12 protein-coding genes are annotated in these 14330 nt (G+C 67.5%); 4 read left to right on the top strand and 8 right to left on the bottom strand.

What is annotated here, in order from left to right; genetic code table 11:
- Nucleotides 1–14 precede the first annotated feature (14 nt).
- From treS to PV772_RS10770, 5 genes are all read right to left on the bottom strand, one after another.
- The gene (gene treS / locus PV772_RS10750) at nt 15–2294 is read right to left on the bottom strand and encodes a maltose alpha-D-glucosyltransferase (protein ID WP_347886118.1); all 2280 of its coding nucleotides are present in this window, start codon (nt 2292–2294) and stop codon (nt 15–17) included.
- A gap of 112 nt (nt 2295–2406) precedes the next feature.
- Nucleotides 2407–3606 (bottom strand): glycerate kinase, encoded by a 1200-nt coding sequence (locus PV772_RS10755; RefSeq protein ID WP_347886119.1) that lies wholly within the window; start codon nt 3604–3606, stop codon nt 2407–2409.
- 1 nt (nt 3607) lies between these two features.
- Nucleotides 3608–5056: a C4-dicarboxylate transporter DctA gene (gene dctA / locus PV772_RS10760; protein ID WP_347886120.1), complete on the bottom strand. Its 1449-nt coding sequence runs from the start codon at nt 5054–5056 to the stop codon at nt 3608–3610.
- Nucleotides 5057–5194: 138 nt separating this feature from the next.
- On the bottom strand, nt 5195–6292 hold the full coding sequence (locus tag PV772_RS10765; protein ID WP_141158627.1) for a tartrate dehydrogenase: 1098 nt from the start codon (nt 6290–6292) through the stop codon (nt 5195–5197).
- A 154-nt stretch (nt 6293–6446) separates the two neighbouring features.
- Nucleotides 6447–7331 (bottom strand): LysR family transcriptional regulator, encoded by an 885-nt coding sequence (locus tag PV772_RS10770; RefSeq protein WP_141182973.1) that lies wholly within the window; start codon nt 7329–7331, stop codon nt 6447–6449.
- Nucleotides 7332–7517: 186 nt separating this feature from the next.
- Here PV772_RS10770 and PV772_RS10775 point away from each other — a divergent pair, with 186 nt between their 5' ends.
- Nucleotides 7518–8405 (top strand): GAF domain-containing protein, encoded by an 888-nt coding sequence (locus PV772_RS10775; RefSeq protein ID WP_347886121.1) that lies wholly within the window; start codon nt 7518–7520, stop codon nt 8403–8405.
- Nucleotides 8402–9307 carry an SGNH/GDSL hydrolase family protein gene (locus tag PV772_RS10780; protein ID WP_347886122.1) on the top strand — a complete coding sequence of 302 codons (906 nt, stop codon included), beginning with the start codon at nt 8402–8404 and terminating at the stop codon, nt 9305–9307. The genes PV772_RS10775 and PV772_RS10780 overlap by 4 nt, the downstream gene beginning before the upstream one ends.
- On the opposite strand, the gene PV772_RS10785 is transcribed toward PV772_RS10780, so the two are convergent.
- Both PV772_RS10785 and PV772_RS10790 read right to left on the bottom strand, forming a co-directional pair.
- Nucleotides 9304–9792: a hypothetical protein gene (locus tag PV772_RS10785; RefSeq protein WP_347886123.1), complete on the bottom strand. Its 489-nt coding sequence runs from the start codon at nt 9790–9792 to the stop codon at nt 9304–9306. The two genes, PV772_RS10780 and PV772_RS10785, sit on opposite strands and share 4 nt — an antisense overlap.
- A 74-nt stretch (nt 9793–9866) precedes the next feature.
- Nucleotides 9867–11219 (bottom strand): solute carrier family 23 protein, encoded by a 1353-nt coding sequence (locus PV772_RS10790; protein ID WP_347886124.1) that lies wholly within the window; start codon nt 11217–11219, stop codon nt 9867–9869.
- A 202-nt stretch (nt 11220–11421) separates the two neighbouring features.
- Between PV772_RS10790 and PV772_RS10795 the strand changes: the two genes are divergently transcribed.
- Together PV772_RS10795 and PV772_RS10800 are read left to right on the top strand one after the other, a co-directional pair.
- The gene (locus PV772_RS10795) at nt 11422–12027 is read left to right on the top strand and encodes a malonic semialdehyde reductase (protein WP_347886125.1); all 606 of its coding nucleotides are present in this window, start codon (nt 11422–11424) and stop codon (nt 12025–12027) included.
- A 121-nt stretch (nt 12028–12148) separates the two neighbouring features.
- Nucleotides 12149–12664 (top strand): 2'-5' RNA ligase family protein, encoded by a 516-nt coding sequence (locus PV772_RS10800; protein WP_347886126.1) that lies wholly within the window; start codon nt 12149–12151, stop codon nt 12662–12664.
- Here PV772_RS10800 and pgm read toward each other — a convergent pair.
- Nucleotides 12661–14313, bottom strand: a complete 1653-nt coding sequence (gene pgm, locus PV772_RS10805; RefSeq protein WP_141158620.1) for a phosphoglucomutase (alpha-D-glucose-1,6-bisphosphate-dependent) — start codon at nt 14311–14313, stop codon at nt 12661–12663. The genes PV772_RS10800 and pgm overlap by 4 nt on opposite strands.
- Nucleotides 14314–14330 lie beyond the last annotated feature (17 nt).

Genomic DNA, 14330 nt, shown 5'->3' on the forward strand with positions numbered 1-14330 from the left:
CATCCGGCGGCTTCTTACGCCTCCGCCTCCGGTTCGGGCGCCTCGGTCAACAGCAGGGCCGTTCCGCCGTAGGCAGGCAGCTCGAGGAAGAAGCTGTGCAGGTCGTCCACCTGCGCCACGGTCTCCCCACTGAACAGGTCCTGGACGTTGGCGCCGGACGGCAGTTCGTTGGACTGGATGCTGCCGGTGATGTCCTGGCCGGAGAAGTTCAGGGCGGTGACCTGCAGGTCCCCGTCCTTCAGCCGGTTGACCAGCACCAGCGCGGCGCGGTTGGAGACGTCGGGCACGTCCAGGAGGGTGCCGGTGGCGATCCCGTTTTCCTCGCGCACGGCGAGGATCCGCTGCAGCCGCCGTGCGAATGAGTCCTGGTCCCGCAGCTGGTCCGGCAGTGAACCGTACAGGCTGCGGGCCCTCGGCATTCCCGCCGATGAGTTGGTAGCGTCCGGGCTGGTTCCCATGAGGTCGTGGGCGCCGCGGTTGATCCAGCGCGTGTCACCCTGTGAAGTGAGCTCGTCCACGCTGCTGCGGTCCAGTGCCAGGATGCCGGTGAGGTCCCAGCCGGACAGGGCAAAGACGCCGGGCTGCAGGGCGTTGTACATGGCCAGGAGCAGGTGCACATCCCGGATCTGCGCCTCCTGCTCCGGGGTGACGGCGGCCGGGTCCTTGATCCCCAGGGCGGCCATGATGAAGCTGACCGTGGTGCAGGCGATGCCGTTGGTGGTGAACACGGCGTTGTAGGGCGCATTCTCGCCGGTGAGCCGGTCCCGCAGGGTCTGCTGCACATTCTCGGCCAGCTGGGCGCCCGTGAGTTCCTCGCCGTTAAGCTCGAACATCTCCTCCCGGTGGCCGGCGGCGAAGTGCAGCAGCTCGTAGGTGAGTTCGTCATGGTTCTGCAAAGCGTGCACCAGTGAGGCCTGGTCCACCCCGATTTCCATTGACAGGCGGAGGGTCAGCCGCAGGAACTCGGTATCGGCGGTGACCAGCGCGTAGTGGTACGCCGGCCGGGTGATGAAGTCGTAGGAGAGGTCCGGGCCCGCCTCCGAGGTTGCCTTGATGTCATCGATGGTCAGGTTCAGCTCCTGGAAGGAGAATCCGCCCACCTTGCGGATCATGGAGCCGATGAGCTGGTTGGCGGCCTCGGACAACGGGTGGCCTTCGGACCAGCCGGGCTGCTCTTCGGCGCTCTTCTCCACGCCCAGGAAGCCGTTGGCGTCGAGGCGCAGCGCCCCCGTGCCAAGGTCCACCAGCGAGTGCAGGGCGTCGCCCACCACCAGGCGCATCCCGGCGAACGTTGGGTCAAGCCAGTTAATGGAGGGCTGGCCGGCCTTGAAGTAGTGCAGGTAGACCCAGCGGCGGGTCTTGCCGGTGGTGTCCACGATGGGCCGCGTGGCACTCCAGTTGGTTTCCTTGACGCCGGGCTCGTAGAAGATGACCCGCTGCAGCCGGCCGATGATGTAGCCGGCCTTCTGCAGCGCCTGCTCCGAGTCGGGGCTGAGGTTGACCGAGTCTGCGCCTTCCGGGACGTCCGGGAGCAGGTTCCAGTCCTCCTCGAGAATGTCCACCATGTGGTAGATCCCCGGGTAATCGCGGAAGTTCATCTCGGCCAGGCGGAAGTCCGCGCCCTTTCCGGTGTGGCCGGGGACGATGTCGTCAATGACGGTGCCGTCGTGCTCCGCGGCCACCTCGCACATGCTGCGGAACTCTTCTTCGGTGCCGAAGACGGGGTCGATCGCCATGCTGATGCGGTCAAAGTGCCCGTCCACGCTGGGCGTGTGGGACCAGCCGCTGATGCCGCCGGCGAGCTTCACGGGCCCGGTGTGGATCCCGCGGATCCCGATCTCGCGGAACGCCTTCCACATTTCGGGGTCGCCAAGGGCGGACAGGAATGACTGGCCGGTCCGGGTGATGAAGGACAGCGGGTAGGCGGTGAACCATACGGAGGCGCGTTCGACGGCGGCCCGCGGGTTGGGGTGCGCGTACGAGTTCTGCCACATGCTGGCCTGGCCGGACAGCTGCCGTGCCAGCGTGTTCGCGTCACCGAGCATGGCCTGGTTCCGCAGCCACTCCACGTATGCCGCGTTACGCCCGTCGAATTCGAAGGATGGCCGGCTGCCCACGAACTGCCGCCGGCGCGCGATGGGACGCAGGGCCTTGGGGCGGGCCGCGAAGAACTGCTCGTCGAACGTGACCTCAAGGTCCGGTGACGGCTCCGCCGCGTCCTCTTCCACTTCCACGCTGGCCTGCGCGGAATCATCCGCTTCCGAAGTACGCTCGCTGGTGCCCGGCTCCCGCATAAGCTCCTCTTTCCGTTGCTCGTTTCCGTGCTGGCATGGATGCTCCAAGACCCCTTGCCCAAGGTCAGGTACCCAAGCGAGCAGGGAGTATTCGGTGTTCCCTCTCCCGATGCTACTGCCCGGCGGAGCCGGCGGAAGGGACAAACGTGCCGGGCTGGCGGATGCCTTGCCCGATCTGCTGGCCGATGTCGCGGCCGATCCGGGTGAGCAGGGCTGCGGACAGTAGAGGGTCCTTGGCGGAATCCCGGCTGGTGTAGTCAGCCAGGGCGTAGACCTGCGCCAGGGACAGGTCCGCCCAGCGTTCCCGGGGGAGCAGGGAGCGGCCGGCCACGGCGATGAGGGTGCGGGTGCCGGAGCGGCGGGCCACCGCGGCGGGCAGTTTGCCGGCGAGGGTCTGCGCATCGATGCTGCCTTCGCCCGTAATGACGACGTCGCAGCCGGCCTTGCGGGCATCGAAGTCCAGCAGGTCCAGGAAGAAGTCCGCTCCGGAGACCTGGCGCGCGCCCAGGAGCAGGCAGGCGAATCCGATTCCCCCGGCGCTGCCGGCTCCGTCATGCCGTGCCAGGCTGGCCGCGGCCCCAAACCCTGCGTCCGCCATCCTGCCAACGAAGTGTTCCAGCCCGGCGTCGAGGGCCGCGACATCCGCCGGGCCGGCGCCTTTTTGCGGCCCGAAGACGGCCGCTGCCCCGGCTGGCCCGGTCAGGGGGTTGGAGACGTCGCTGGCGACCACCAGTTCCGTCCCTGCCAGGCCTGGCAGGAGGGAACCGCGGACGGCGTGGATGCTGCCGAGTGCATGGCCGGTCCCCGGCAGTTCCGTGCCGTCGGCTGCGAGGAAGGCGTATCCCAGGGCGGACAGCATTCCCATGCCGCCGTCCGTGCTGGCGCTCCCGCCCAGGGCCAGCACGACCCGCGCGGGCGACAGGCCCAGGGCGAACCGGACTGCCTCACCGAAACCGCGGCTGGATGCATTGAGGGCATCCAGGGAGCCGTCCGCCAGGAGCGCGATCCCGCAGGTGTTGGCGACTTCCACGACGGCTGTGACGCCGTCGAAGGCGATGGACGACTGGACCCTTTGCCCTGTGGGGCCCGTGACGGAGCAGGTGTGCCGGGCGAAGCCGGCTGAGACAGCGGCGTCCACGCTGCCGTCCCCGCCGTCGGCCAGCGGCAGCAGCTCGCATTCGATGGCCCCGGCGGCCCCGGCGGTGGACCGGAGCCCGGCCGCCAGGGCTTGTGCCACCTCGCCTGCGGTGAGGCTGCCCTTGAATTTGTCGGGTGCGATCAGGGCACGGACCGTGGTGGTGTTGACGGGCATGTCAGGCCGTTTCGGAGTAGGCGGGGTGGCGGGCAGGCAGGGAAGGCTCGACGCCGGTCGCGCCTTCCTGGAGGGCAGGCTCCTTGTGGGGCTGGGCGCCTGAACCGTCGGTGGCCTCGAGGTGGCCCGGCGCCGTGACGGGAAGCGGGTCCACGGCTTCGCCGGCGAAGACGCGGCGCACACGGTCGGCGTCGAGGGTGCGGTCCCACCAGGCGATGAACAGGGTGGCCACGGCGTTGCCCGTGAAGTTGACCAGGGCCCGGCATTCGGACATGAACTTGTCAATGCCGAAGATCAGCATGATTCCGGCGGCGGGGATGGTGCCGATGGTGGCCAGGGTGGCGGTGAGGGCGATGAAGCCGCCGCCGGCGACTCCTGCCGCACCCTTGGAGGTGAGCAGCATGACCGCGAGCAGGCCCAGCTGCTGGCCAATGCTCAGGTGGGTGTTGGTGGCCTGGGCAATGTAGAGGGCGGCCAAAGACAGGTAGATGGCGGCGCCGTCCAGGTTGAAGCTGTAGCCGGTGGGGACCACCAGGCCGACCGTTTCCTTCTTGACACCGGCATTCTCAAGCTTGCGCATCAGGCCGGGAAGGGCGGGCTCGGCGGTGGAGGTGCCGAGGATGAGCATGTACTCCTCCTTGAGGTGCCGGATCATGCTGAAGATGTTCAGCTTCAGGAACGCCATGACCGAGCCGAGCACCACCACGACGAACAGGATGGATGTGGCGTAGAACAGGGCGATCAGGCCGCCCATGCTGCTGAGCGATGAGACGCCGTACTTGCCCACGGCAAAGGCCATGGCGCCGAAGGCTCCCAGGGGCGCGGCCTTCATGATGAAGCCGAGGATCTTGAACATGACCCCGGTCAGTCGCTGCACCCCGTCCAGGACCGGGGCGCCCACCTTGCCCATGGCGTTCAGGGCGATCCCGAAGACCACCGCAATGAAGATGATTTGCAGGATGTCGCCAACCACGAAGGGCTGGACCACGCTGGTGGGGATGATGTTGGTGATGAACTGCCACCATTCCTGGTGCTGCCCCGCATCGATCAGCTTGGCGGCCGAGTCCGAGGTCTTGATGGCACCGGGATCGGCGTTCACGCCTTCGCCGAGCCGGAAGACGTTGATGGCCACCAGGCCGAATGCCAGGGCGCAGATGGTGCCGACCTGGAAGTAGGTCAGCGCCTTCAGCCCGGTCATGCCCACCTTCTTCAGGTCCGCCACGCTGGCGATGCCGCCGACGATCGTGAGGAACACGATGGGCCCGATGAGCATCTTCATCGCGTTCACGAAAGTGGTGCCGATCGGTTCCATGGCGATACCGGTTGCCGGGGCAAGCCAGCCGACCAGGATGCCGATGACGATCGCCGTCAGTACCCAAAAGTAGAGCTGGCGGTACCACCGGGTTTTCGGGGCCGCTGTTGTAGCCGCGGCGGTGCTGGTGTGGTCCATGATTCCTACCTCATTGTGGAATGTCGCTGGAGGATGTTCTGAAGAAAGTTGATACGGGGCGGCCGGCGGTACTGCTTCACCGGCCGCCCCGTGCCTGGAATCGGCAACCGGATGGCGGCGCCGGAGGTTGCTGCGCGCCTAGACCGCTGCCGGAGTGAGCGTCAGGGCCTTGATGATGGCTTCGGTGACGTCCTCGGTGTTTGCCTTGCCCCCCACATCGCGGGTCAGGTGGCCAGCGCCGGTGGCCGCTTCGATGGCGGCTTCCACCTGGCGGGCTTCCGCGTGCAGGCCGAAGTGGTCCAGCATCAGGGCGGCGCTGGCGATCGCGCCGATCGGGTTGCTGATGCCCTGGCCGGCGATGTCCGGTGCGGAGCCGTGGACGGGTTCGAACATTGACGGGAAGCGGCGCTCCGGGTTCAGGTTGGCGCTGGCCGCCAGGCCCAGGCTGCCGGCCAGCGCCGAGCCGAGGTCGGAGAGGATGTCGGCGTTCAGGTTGGAGGCGACGACGACGGAGAGGTCCTCGGGCTTGAGGATGAACTTGGCGCTCATGGCATCCACCAGGACGCTTTCGGTCCGGACATCCGGGTAGTCCAGGGCGACGCGGTGGAAGACCTCGTCCCACAGGACCATCCCGTACTGCTGCGCGTTGGACTTGGTGACCGAGGAAACCTTCTTGACGGTCCGGGTCCGGGCCAGGTCGAAGGCGAACCGCATGATGCGCTCGCAGCCCTTCTCGGTGAACAGCGCGGTCTGCAGCGCCACCTCGTTGCCGGGGCCGCGCCCGCTGAGGTTCCGGCCGCCGAGGCCGGCGTATTCACCCTCGCTGTTCTCGCGGACCACCACCCAGTCCAGTTCGGTGGTGTCGGCCTTGCGGAGCGGGGACTGCACGCCGGGGAGGAACTTCACCGGGCGGATGTTGGCCCACTGGTCGAAGTTCTGGGTGATGTTCAGGCGCAGGCCCCAGAGGCTGATGTGGTCCGGGACGTTTTCCCAGCCGACGGCGCCGAAGTAGATGGCGTCGAAGTCCTTCAGGGCGTCCAGGCCCTTGGGGTCCATCATCTGGCCGGTCCTGGCGTAATACTCGCTGCCCCAAGGGAACTCGGTCCAGTCGAACGCAAATTTTCCATTCGAGTTTCCAGCCAGGGCGTCCAGGACGCGGCGTCCGGCGGATACCACTTCCTTGCCCACGCCGTCGGCCGGGATTGAAGCGATGCTGAATGTCTGGTTGGCGCTCATTTGCCTACCTCCTCGTTGAGTGCGGGCAGTGTGCGGGTGTCGCCCCGGTCACACTGTTTTCTTCCTCCTCAAGTAGACGGGCGCGGCGGGGTGGGCGTCCAAGACCAAGATTCGATCCGCCAGATAGGTTGCGCCTATCAATCGCCGCCGGTGCTTACTGGGCGTGGTCCTTGGCCACCTGCAGGAAGGCCCGCGCCGCGGGCGTGAGATCGTCCTTGCGGCTCAGGATGGCCACCTCCAGGTGGGAAACCGGCTCAATGAGGAGCGTGCGCAGCCCGGCCTTCCCGGCGGTGGGGGCCCACGAGGAAGGCATCACCGCGTGCCCCACCCCTGCCAGCACGAGGGGCAGGACCGAGGTACGGTGGGCCACTTCCACGACGATCTCGGCATTGACTCCGCGCGCCAGGGCATCATCCACCAGCCAGCGCATCAGGGATCCCCGCTGGCTGGCGATGAGCCGGTGCCCGTTCAGGTCCTCCCGCGCGATGGCCTCTCCCGGGCCGAAGGTGTCTGCCTGCGGATTGACGATCAGGATCAGCGGCTGGCGCTCCAGCGCAAGCACTTCCACCCCGGGCACCCGGATGGCGGTGGCAGCACCGGCCAGTCCGATCTCGGTGCTGCCGTTACGCACCGATTCGATGACCTCCTCCGGCGTGAAGGCTGCCTCCACGTTCAATCTGACTGACGGGTAGGACCGGGTAAACGCGGCGATCATCGAGGTCAGGGGTTCGATTCCGGGCGAGGGCATGGTGACAATGTCCAGCTGCCCACTGCGGACGCCGCGCAATGCCTGAACCGCGGATTGCGCGGCGTCCAGGTCCCGCATCACCAGCCGCGCCGGCCCTACCAGCTCCTTGCCTGCGTCGCTGAGGACGGCGCGGCGGCCTATCCGGTGGAACAACGGAACTCCCAGCTCCTTTTCCAGGCCTGCAATGGTCTGCGACAGCGAGGGCTGGGCGATCAACAGGTGTTCGGCCGCGCGGTTGAACCCGCCTTGGTCCACCACCGCCAGGAAATACTTCAGCTTCCGGGTGTCCAAACGGGGCTCCTCTCCGGCCGGGCCTGTGCTGCGGTGCAGCTGTTGCCGTACAGGGGGACCATATCAGCGAACCATTTCCCCCTCTTTAGGCTTATTTCTGCCGCCACTCCCGCCAGGCCCCGGTTCGGACGTATTCTTGGAACCAGGTTTTGTAGTAGGCCGAAGCGCTTCGAACAGGGCTGGAACATGGCGGCTGAACCTTCGGGGCAGGTTGGCTGGGGGCTGCTTCCAGTTACCCCGGAGCCGGTCTTCGACAGCAAGGATGTCGAAACCTTCCTCCGGGAAGTCACCCATGACTTCATGAGCGATATCAAGGGTGAACGCCGCGGTATTGGCTGGGCCGCCACGCTCTTCCGCCTGGGCCAGGGACACACGCTTGCGGCCAGCGCGGAGCGGGCGCGGGAGGCGGACCGGGAACAGTGCTCGTTCGCCGACGGGCCCGTCATGGAGGCCATGCGCACCGAGGCATTCGTCCTGGTATCGGATCTGAGCCGTGACCGGCGGTGGCCCGGTTACGCGAGTGCGGCGTCGGGCCACGGGGTGAAGTCGATGCTTTCCGTGCCCATCATGGCCGAAGGCGGGACGAGCGCCGCCGTCACCTTTTACGCGGGCGTGCCGCACGCGTTTACCAGCGACGACCTGGTCAGGGTTCGGGGCTATGCGCGCCAGATGGCTAGGGCCCTTCGCCTCGTGTTCCGCATGGCCGAGAGGGCGGAAGCGACAGCCGGCCTCGCCGTCGTCCAAAGCTCCCTGGTCCTGGTGGACCTGGCCGTGCGCAGCCTCACCAGCGAATACGGACTCAGCAGGGAGGCCGCGCTGCTTTTCCTGCAGACGCAGGCACTGCACCATGAGCTTGACCTCCGGGACGCGGCCCTGAATGTCGTGGCCCCGGGGGCCGGCCGGGACCGGAACGGCGCACCGCCGTCCGCGTTGCGGCAGGAAGCGTACGACGGCGTCGCGGAGCTTCCGCGTCCGTCGGCGGCGGGGCGGGGCTTTCCAACCGGAAAGCAACCCCGCAGGAACGCTGCGGCGAAGACGGAAACCCCGCCTCCCGCAGAAGGGAGGACAGCATGACCATCCAGAAGCAGGAGCTGCGTTTCATCGCGGACGGGCCGGACAGCCACCCCTGGCGCCGGTTCGTTGCCCTGGGAGACTCCTACACCGAAGGAATCGGCGACCCGGAACCGCTCAGCCTGGGCGGGCTCCGGGGTTGGGCGGACCGCGTGGCCGAGGAGCTGGCGTCCGGCCGTGCCGACTTTGCGTACGCCAACCTGGCCATCCGGGGACTGCTGCTGCGGCAGATCCTCGACGGGCAACTGGCCGCGGCGCTGTCCCTGAAGCCGGACCTTGTCGCCATTGCCGCCGGTGGCAACGACATCATCTTCAGGCACGGCGATCCCGACAAGCTTGCCGGGAAGCTGGACCAGGCCATCGGCACGCTCGCAGCCACCGGTGCCACCGTGCTCCTGTTTGCGGGCCCGGACTGGGGCAACACGCCGGTATTCGGCAAAATCCGCGGCCGCGTGGCCATCTACAACGAGCACCTGCACACCATCGGGGCCCGGCACCACGCCATCATGGTTGACCTGTGGTGCCTGCCGGAGCTTCAGCACGCGTCAATGTGGGACCCGGACCGGCTGCATCTTTCGCCGCTGGGCCACCACGCCGTGGCCGTGGCAACCCTCAATGCGCTGGGCGTGGAGCATGCGCTCAAGCCGTTGCAGCCCAGGCCGCTGCCGGCGCACGGGTGGACGCAGGCCCGGGCCGAGGACCTGGTGTGGGCGCGGCGGTACTTCATGCCGTGGGTGCTCAAGCAGCTGCGGCCGCATCAGGCCGACGCGCTGGCGGCGAAGCGGCCGCAGCCCGGCCCGGTCTTCGGCCAAGGCCGTCCGGGGCCATTCCCGCCGGGCCACCCCGCGGCCGGCCTGAACCCCGGTATGGCGGGTGGACCGGCGCCTCAGGGGCAGGCCGCCTAGTTCCTGGTACCGGCAGCGCGGTGCCTGCGGTGGTCCCCCCCCAGGGCGACGAGCGCAGGCACTCCAGCCAACAGGCCCGGAACGGCCAGCAACAGGCCGTATTCGGGGAGCAGCGCAGAAGCTGCCGCTGCGGTGACGGCTGCAACCAGGGCCGCGATGAGGGCGCCGGACAAACGCCTTCGGACGTCTCTGGCGTTGAAGAAGCGGAAACCGCCGAGGCCCGCGGTGACCGCGGCGAAGGTAATAATGCTCCCGGTCAGGAAGCCGGCGCCCGGGCCGGGAGCATCCTTGAGCCGGTCAATCAGGGCAATTGGCACGGCCAGCATCCAGGCGCTGAGCAGGACCGCGAGGACGCATCCTGCCACGCGGCTCCGAGGTACCGGACCCAGGGTGTAGATCTGCCCTGCTGGCAGGTCGGCCTGCTGGACGTGGCGGTGGTTTCCAGGCGGCGGCGATTTCGGCAGGCGCATGAAACTCTCAAGCATTGATCCCCCAGACGTAGTGCTTGACGTCTTTTCAACCTACACGGGATGCCGGGAGGGGCAATCTGAACAGGGGGTTAGCGCTTCTTGGGGCCGCGCTTCGAGGCTGCGTTCAGCGCCGACTTCACGGCGGGAGGCAGGACGCCTTGCTCCGTTTCGGGCTCGGCCACTGTTCCGCGCGCCTTCGCGATGGCCTTCATGCCGTGGTAGATCACCAGCGCGGCAGCGGAACCGAGGGCGATGCCGGTGAACTTCAGGTCCCCAATGGTCCAGGTGTAGTCAGCGATGCCGATGATCAGGGCGACGGCGGCGGTGGTCAGGTTGATGGGGTTCGAAAAGTTGACCTTGTTCTGGACCCAGATCTTCACGCCGAGGATGCCGATCATGCCGTACAGCATGGTGGCTGCGCCGCCCAGCACGCCTGCCGGGACCGTGGCGATCAGTTCGCCGAACTTCGGCGAAAAGCTGAGCAGGATGGCGAACATCCCCGCCACCCAATAGGCCGCCGTCGAATACACCTTGGTGGCCGCCATGACGCCGATGTTTTCCGCGTAGGTGGTGGTGCCCGAACCGCCGCCAAAGCCGGCCAGGACGGTAGCGGCACCGTCGGCCATCAGCGCCCGTCCGGAGACGCCGTCGAGGTTCTGCCCCGTCATGGCGGCCACGGACTTCACATGGCCAATGTTCTCCGCCACCAGCACCAGGACCACCGGGACGAACAGCCCCAAAACGCCGAGGTGGAACTCGGGAGTCTGGAAGTGCGGCAGGCCGACCCAGGCTGCGGCGTCCATCTTGTCGTACTTCACCTCGCCTCGGAGCATGGCCACCAGGTAACCGACCACCACGCCCACCAGGATGCTGAGCCTGCCCAGGATCCCGCGGAACAGGACGCTGACCAGGATGATGGTGACAAGCGTGACCAGCGCGGTGATGGGGGCGGCGTCGAAGTTCTGCTTAGCTGCGGGGGCAAGGTTCAGGCCGATCAACGCAACGATGGCGCCGGTGACGATCGGCGGCATCAGCCGGTTGATCCAGCCGGCGCCGAACTTCTGCACCACGGCACCCACCATGGCCAGTGTGGTTCCCGCCAGCACGACGCCGCCCAGCGCGCCGGGAATCCCGAACTGCGCCTGCGAGGCCGTGATGGGCGCGATGAACGCAAAGCTCGAACCCAGGTAGCTGGGCACCCGGCCCTTGGTGACCACCAGGAACAGCAGCGTGCCGATGCCCGAGAAGAACAGCGTGGTGGCGGGCGGCATCCCGGTGATGATGGGAACCAGGAAGGTGGCGCCGAACATGGCCACCACGTGCTGCATGCCCACCCCTATGGTCAGGGGCCACGCCAGGCGCTCATCGGGGGCCACCACCTGGCCGGGCTTGATGGTTTTGCCGGTGCCGTGCAGCTTCCATTTGATTCCGAGCATGCTCATGGGAAGGAATGCCTTTCAGGGGGTGCCGCGAGGGGGCGAAGATCAACTCGGTCCAGAATACCGCCAAGTTTCCGCGCGCACCCGCTGTGGCCAAGGTCACCCCTGATGCGGGAAGAGCCAACGGTCAGTTGAAGTTGCAACTATGGAGAGCAACCAGGGGCCACCGCGGCAAGGCGGGTGACCCGCAGCGAAAGGTACGCCAATGACCATTGCCCATGAAGAAGCGGTTATCGATTCGGCAGCCGTGGACGCCATTTTCGCCCAGGCACGCACCGCCAACTCCTTCACCGGCGAGGTGACCGAAGAGCAGGCCCAGGCCATCTATGAACTCACCAAGTTCGGCCCCACCGCCTTCAACTCCCAGCCGCTGCGCGTCACCTACGTCCGCTCGGCCGAGGCCCGCGCCACCCTGGTTGACGCCCTGTCCCGCGGCAACCAGGCCAAGACCGCCTCCGCACCGCTCGTGGCCATCCTCAGCTACGACACCGACTGGGCCGGCAAGTGGGACAACTTCCTCCCCGGCTACAACGCCCCCAAGGCCATGTACGACGCCGACCCCGCACTCGCGGCCGCCACGGGCAACAACAACGCCCACCTGCAGGCCGGCTACTTCATCCTGGCCGTCCGCTCGCTCGGCTTCGCCGCAGGTCCCATGACCGGCGCCGACTTCGCCGCGATTGACGCCGCCTTCTTCCCGGCCGGCGACCAGAAGAGCTTCATGGTGGTCAACATCGGCCAGCCCGGTGAGGAAGCCTGGGGCGACGCAAAGCCCAAGTACTCCTACGGTGAGGCCGTCCGCACCGTCTGACGCCCCATCACTTCCTGCGTGTTTTCTCCAAACGCCCCATCACCTGGTGATGGGGCGTTTGGGTTTTAAGGGCGGGAGGTGATGGTGCGTCTGGACGCGGCCGTGGTGGGAGACTGGGGCCATGCCGACGCGGAACCTGATCTTTGTGGCCTTCGTGGAGCCCGTGGCCGACGGCCAGGTCTTCCCACGCACCGACTGGCCGCTGCACATCACGCTGGTGCGGTTTGACGTGGGGTTCGACGCCGCCGCAACAGGCAGCGCGGACGTCGCCGAACGCATCGCCGGGCTCGCTGACGCACCGGCAGCCGCAGCGCTGGGCGCCGCGCTCACCGTGGGGGAGGACGCCGCCTTCGGCCGCAACGGATCCGTTCCCGTCAACCTCATCCAGCCCCAGCCTGACCTGCAGGCCCTGCACGGGCAGCTGGTTGACGTCGTCGTGGGCGTGGAAGGCAGGATCCTGACGCCGGCCCACACCCTCGCCGGATACCGCCCCCACGTCTCACACCATGGTGGCAAGCGCCTCCACCCCGGCGACGCCGTCGTGCTTGACCGCGTCGCCCTGGTGGACATGGCTCCCGACGGCGACCACACCACCAGGCGCGTCCTCCGGCTGTGGTGCCGCGAGGGTGGAAACTAGGCGATGACGCTGTCCACCAGCGCCTTGGCCTCTGCCTGGACCTGCTTCAGGTGCTCCTCGCCCTTGAAGGACTCGGCGTAGATCTTGTAGACGTCCTCGGTGCCGGACGGCCGGGCCGCGAACCAGGCGTTCTCGGTGACCACCTTCAGGCCGCCGATGGGTGCGCCGTTGCCGGGTGCCTCGGTGAGTTTGGCGGTGATCTCCTCGCCCGCCAGCGACGTGGCAGTCACGTCAGCGGCGGACAGCTTGCCCAGCTTTGCCTTCTGCTCACGCGTCGCGGCGGCGTCGATCCGGGCGTAGACAGGGGCACCGAACTGGTCGGTCAGGCCCTTGTACAGCTGCGACGGGGACTTGCCCGTGACCGCGGTGATCTCGGATGCCAGCAGGGCCAGCAGGATACCGTCCTTGTCCGTGGTCCACACGCTGCCGTCCAGCTTGTTGAATGAAGCGCCGGCGGATTCCTCCCCGCCAAACGCGCCTTCACCCGAGAGCAGGCCGGGCACGAACCATTTGAAGCCCACCGGTACCTCCACGAGCTTGCGGCCCAGGCTCTGCGCCACGCGGTCGATGATGGAGGATGACACCAGGGTCTTGCCCACTACCGAGGCCGGGTTCCAGCCGCTGCGGTTGCGGTACAGGTAGTCGATGGCCACTGCGAGGTAGTGGTTGGGATTCATCAGGCCGCCGTCAGGGGTGACGATGCCGTGGCGGTCTGCGTCGGCGTCGTTGCCGGTGGCGATATCGAAGGAGGATCCGCCTGCCGACATCCGCTGGATCAGCGAGGCCATGGCGGACGGCGAGGAGCAGTCCATGCGGATTTTTTCGTCCCAGTCCAGCGTCATGAACGCCCACTGCGGGTCGACGGTGGGGTTCACCACGGTGAGGTCCAGGTGGTGGCGCTCGGCGATCTCGCCCCAGTAGTCAACGGAGGCGCCGCCCATGGGGTCGGCACCGATCCGGACGCCGGCCTCGCGGATGGCATCCAGGTTCAGGACGGACGGAAGGTCGTCCACGTAGCTGGAGAGGAAGTCGAACTTGCCGGTAGTGTCGGCCGATTGTGCGTCGGCCAGCGGAATCCGCTTCACGCCCCGCAGGCCGTTTTCCAGGAGCTCGTTGGCGCGGTTGGCGATCCAGCCTGTGGCGTCTGAGTCGGCCGGACCGCCGTGCGGGGGGTTGTACTTGAAGCCGCCGTCGCCGGGCGGGTTGTGGCTGGGCGTTACCACGATGCCGTCAGCCTGCGGGGCGCCGGGCGCCGCCTTCCGGTTGTAGGTGAGGATGGCGTGGCTCAGGGCCGGGGTGGGGGTGTAGCCGTGCCGGGCATCCACCAGGACCTGGACGCCGTTGGCGGCGAGGACCTCGAGGGCAGAGTTCTGTGCCGGCTCGCTCAGCGCGTGGGTGTCCTTGGCCAGGAACAGCGGACCGGTGACGCCCTGGGCCGCCCGGTACTCCACGATTGCCTGGGTGATGGCCACGATGTGCTGCTCGTTGAAGGAGGCCTTCAAGCTGGACCCTCGGTGCCCGGACGTTCCGAACACCACGCGCTGGCCGGGATCACCCAGGTCCGGCGCGATGTCGTAATACGCGTCGAGGAGCGCAGTGATGTCAACAAGGTCCTGGGGTTGGGCAACTGTACCCGCGCGGCTAGCCATGGCTCCAGCATGCCAGA

Origin of the sequence: Pseudarthrobacter sp. CC12, from assembly GCF_039907755.1 — a bacterium.
Classification (GTDB): Bacteria; Actinomycetota; Actinomycetes; order Actinomycetales; family Micrococcaceae; genus Arthrobacter; species Arthrobacter niigatensis.

What these genes read in the sequence shown, in the direction of transcription:
- treS (WP_347886118.1), bottom strand. Translation starts at nt 2,294, where the DNA reads ATGCGGGAGCCGGGCACCAGCGAGCGTACTTCGGAAGCGGATGATTCC.
- PV772_RS10790 (WP_347886124.1), bottom strand. Translation starts at nt 11,219, where the DNA reads ATGAGCATGCTCGGAATCAAATGGAAGCTGCACGGCACCGGCAAAACC.
- PV772_RS10795 (WP_347886125.1), top strand. Translation starts at nt 11,422, where the DNA reads ATGACCATTGCCCATGAAGAAGCGGTTATCGATTCGGCAGCCGTGGAC.
- PV772_RS10775 (WP_347886121.1), top strand. Translation starts at nt 7,518, where the DNA reads ATGGCGGCTGAACCTTCGGGGCAGGTTGGCTGGGGGCTGCTTCCAGTT.
- pgm (WP_141158620.1), bottom strand. Translation starts at nt 14,313, where the DNA reads ATGGCTAGCCGCGCGGGTACAGTTGCCCAACCCCAGGACCTTGTTGAC.
- PV772_RS10765 (WP_141158627.1), bottom strand. Translation starts at nt 6,292, where the DNA reads ATGAGCGCCAACCAGACATTCAGCATCGCTTCAATCCCGGCCGACGGC.
- PV772_RS10755 (WP_347886119.1), bottom strand. Translation starts at nt 3,606, where the DNA reads ATGCCCGTCAACACCACCACGGTCCGTGCCCTGATCGCACCCGACAAA.
- PV772_RS10780 (WP_347886122.1), top strand. Translation starts at nt 8,402, where the DNA reads ATGACCATCCAGAAGCAGGAGCTGCGTTTCATCGCGGACGGGCCGGAC.
- PV772_RS10785 (WP_347886123.1), bottom strand. Translation starts at nt 9,792, where the DNA reads ATGCTTGAGAGTTTCATGCGCCTGCCGAAATCGCCGCCGCCTGGAAAC.
- PV772_RS10800 (WP_347886126.1), top strand. Translation starts at nt 12,149, where the DNA reads ATGCCGACGCGGAACCTGATCTTTGTGGCCTTCGTGGAGCCCGTGGCC.
- dctA (WP_347886120.1), bottom strand. Translation starts at nt 5,056, where the DNA reads ATGGACCACACCAGCACCGCCGCGGCTACAACAGCGGCCCCGAAAACC.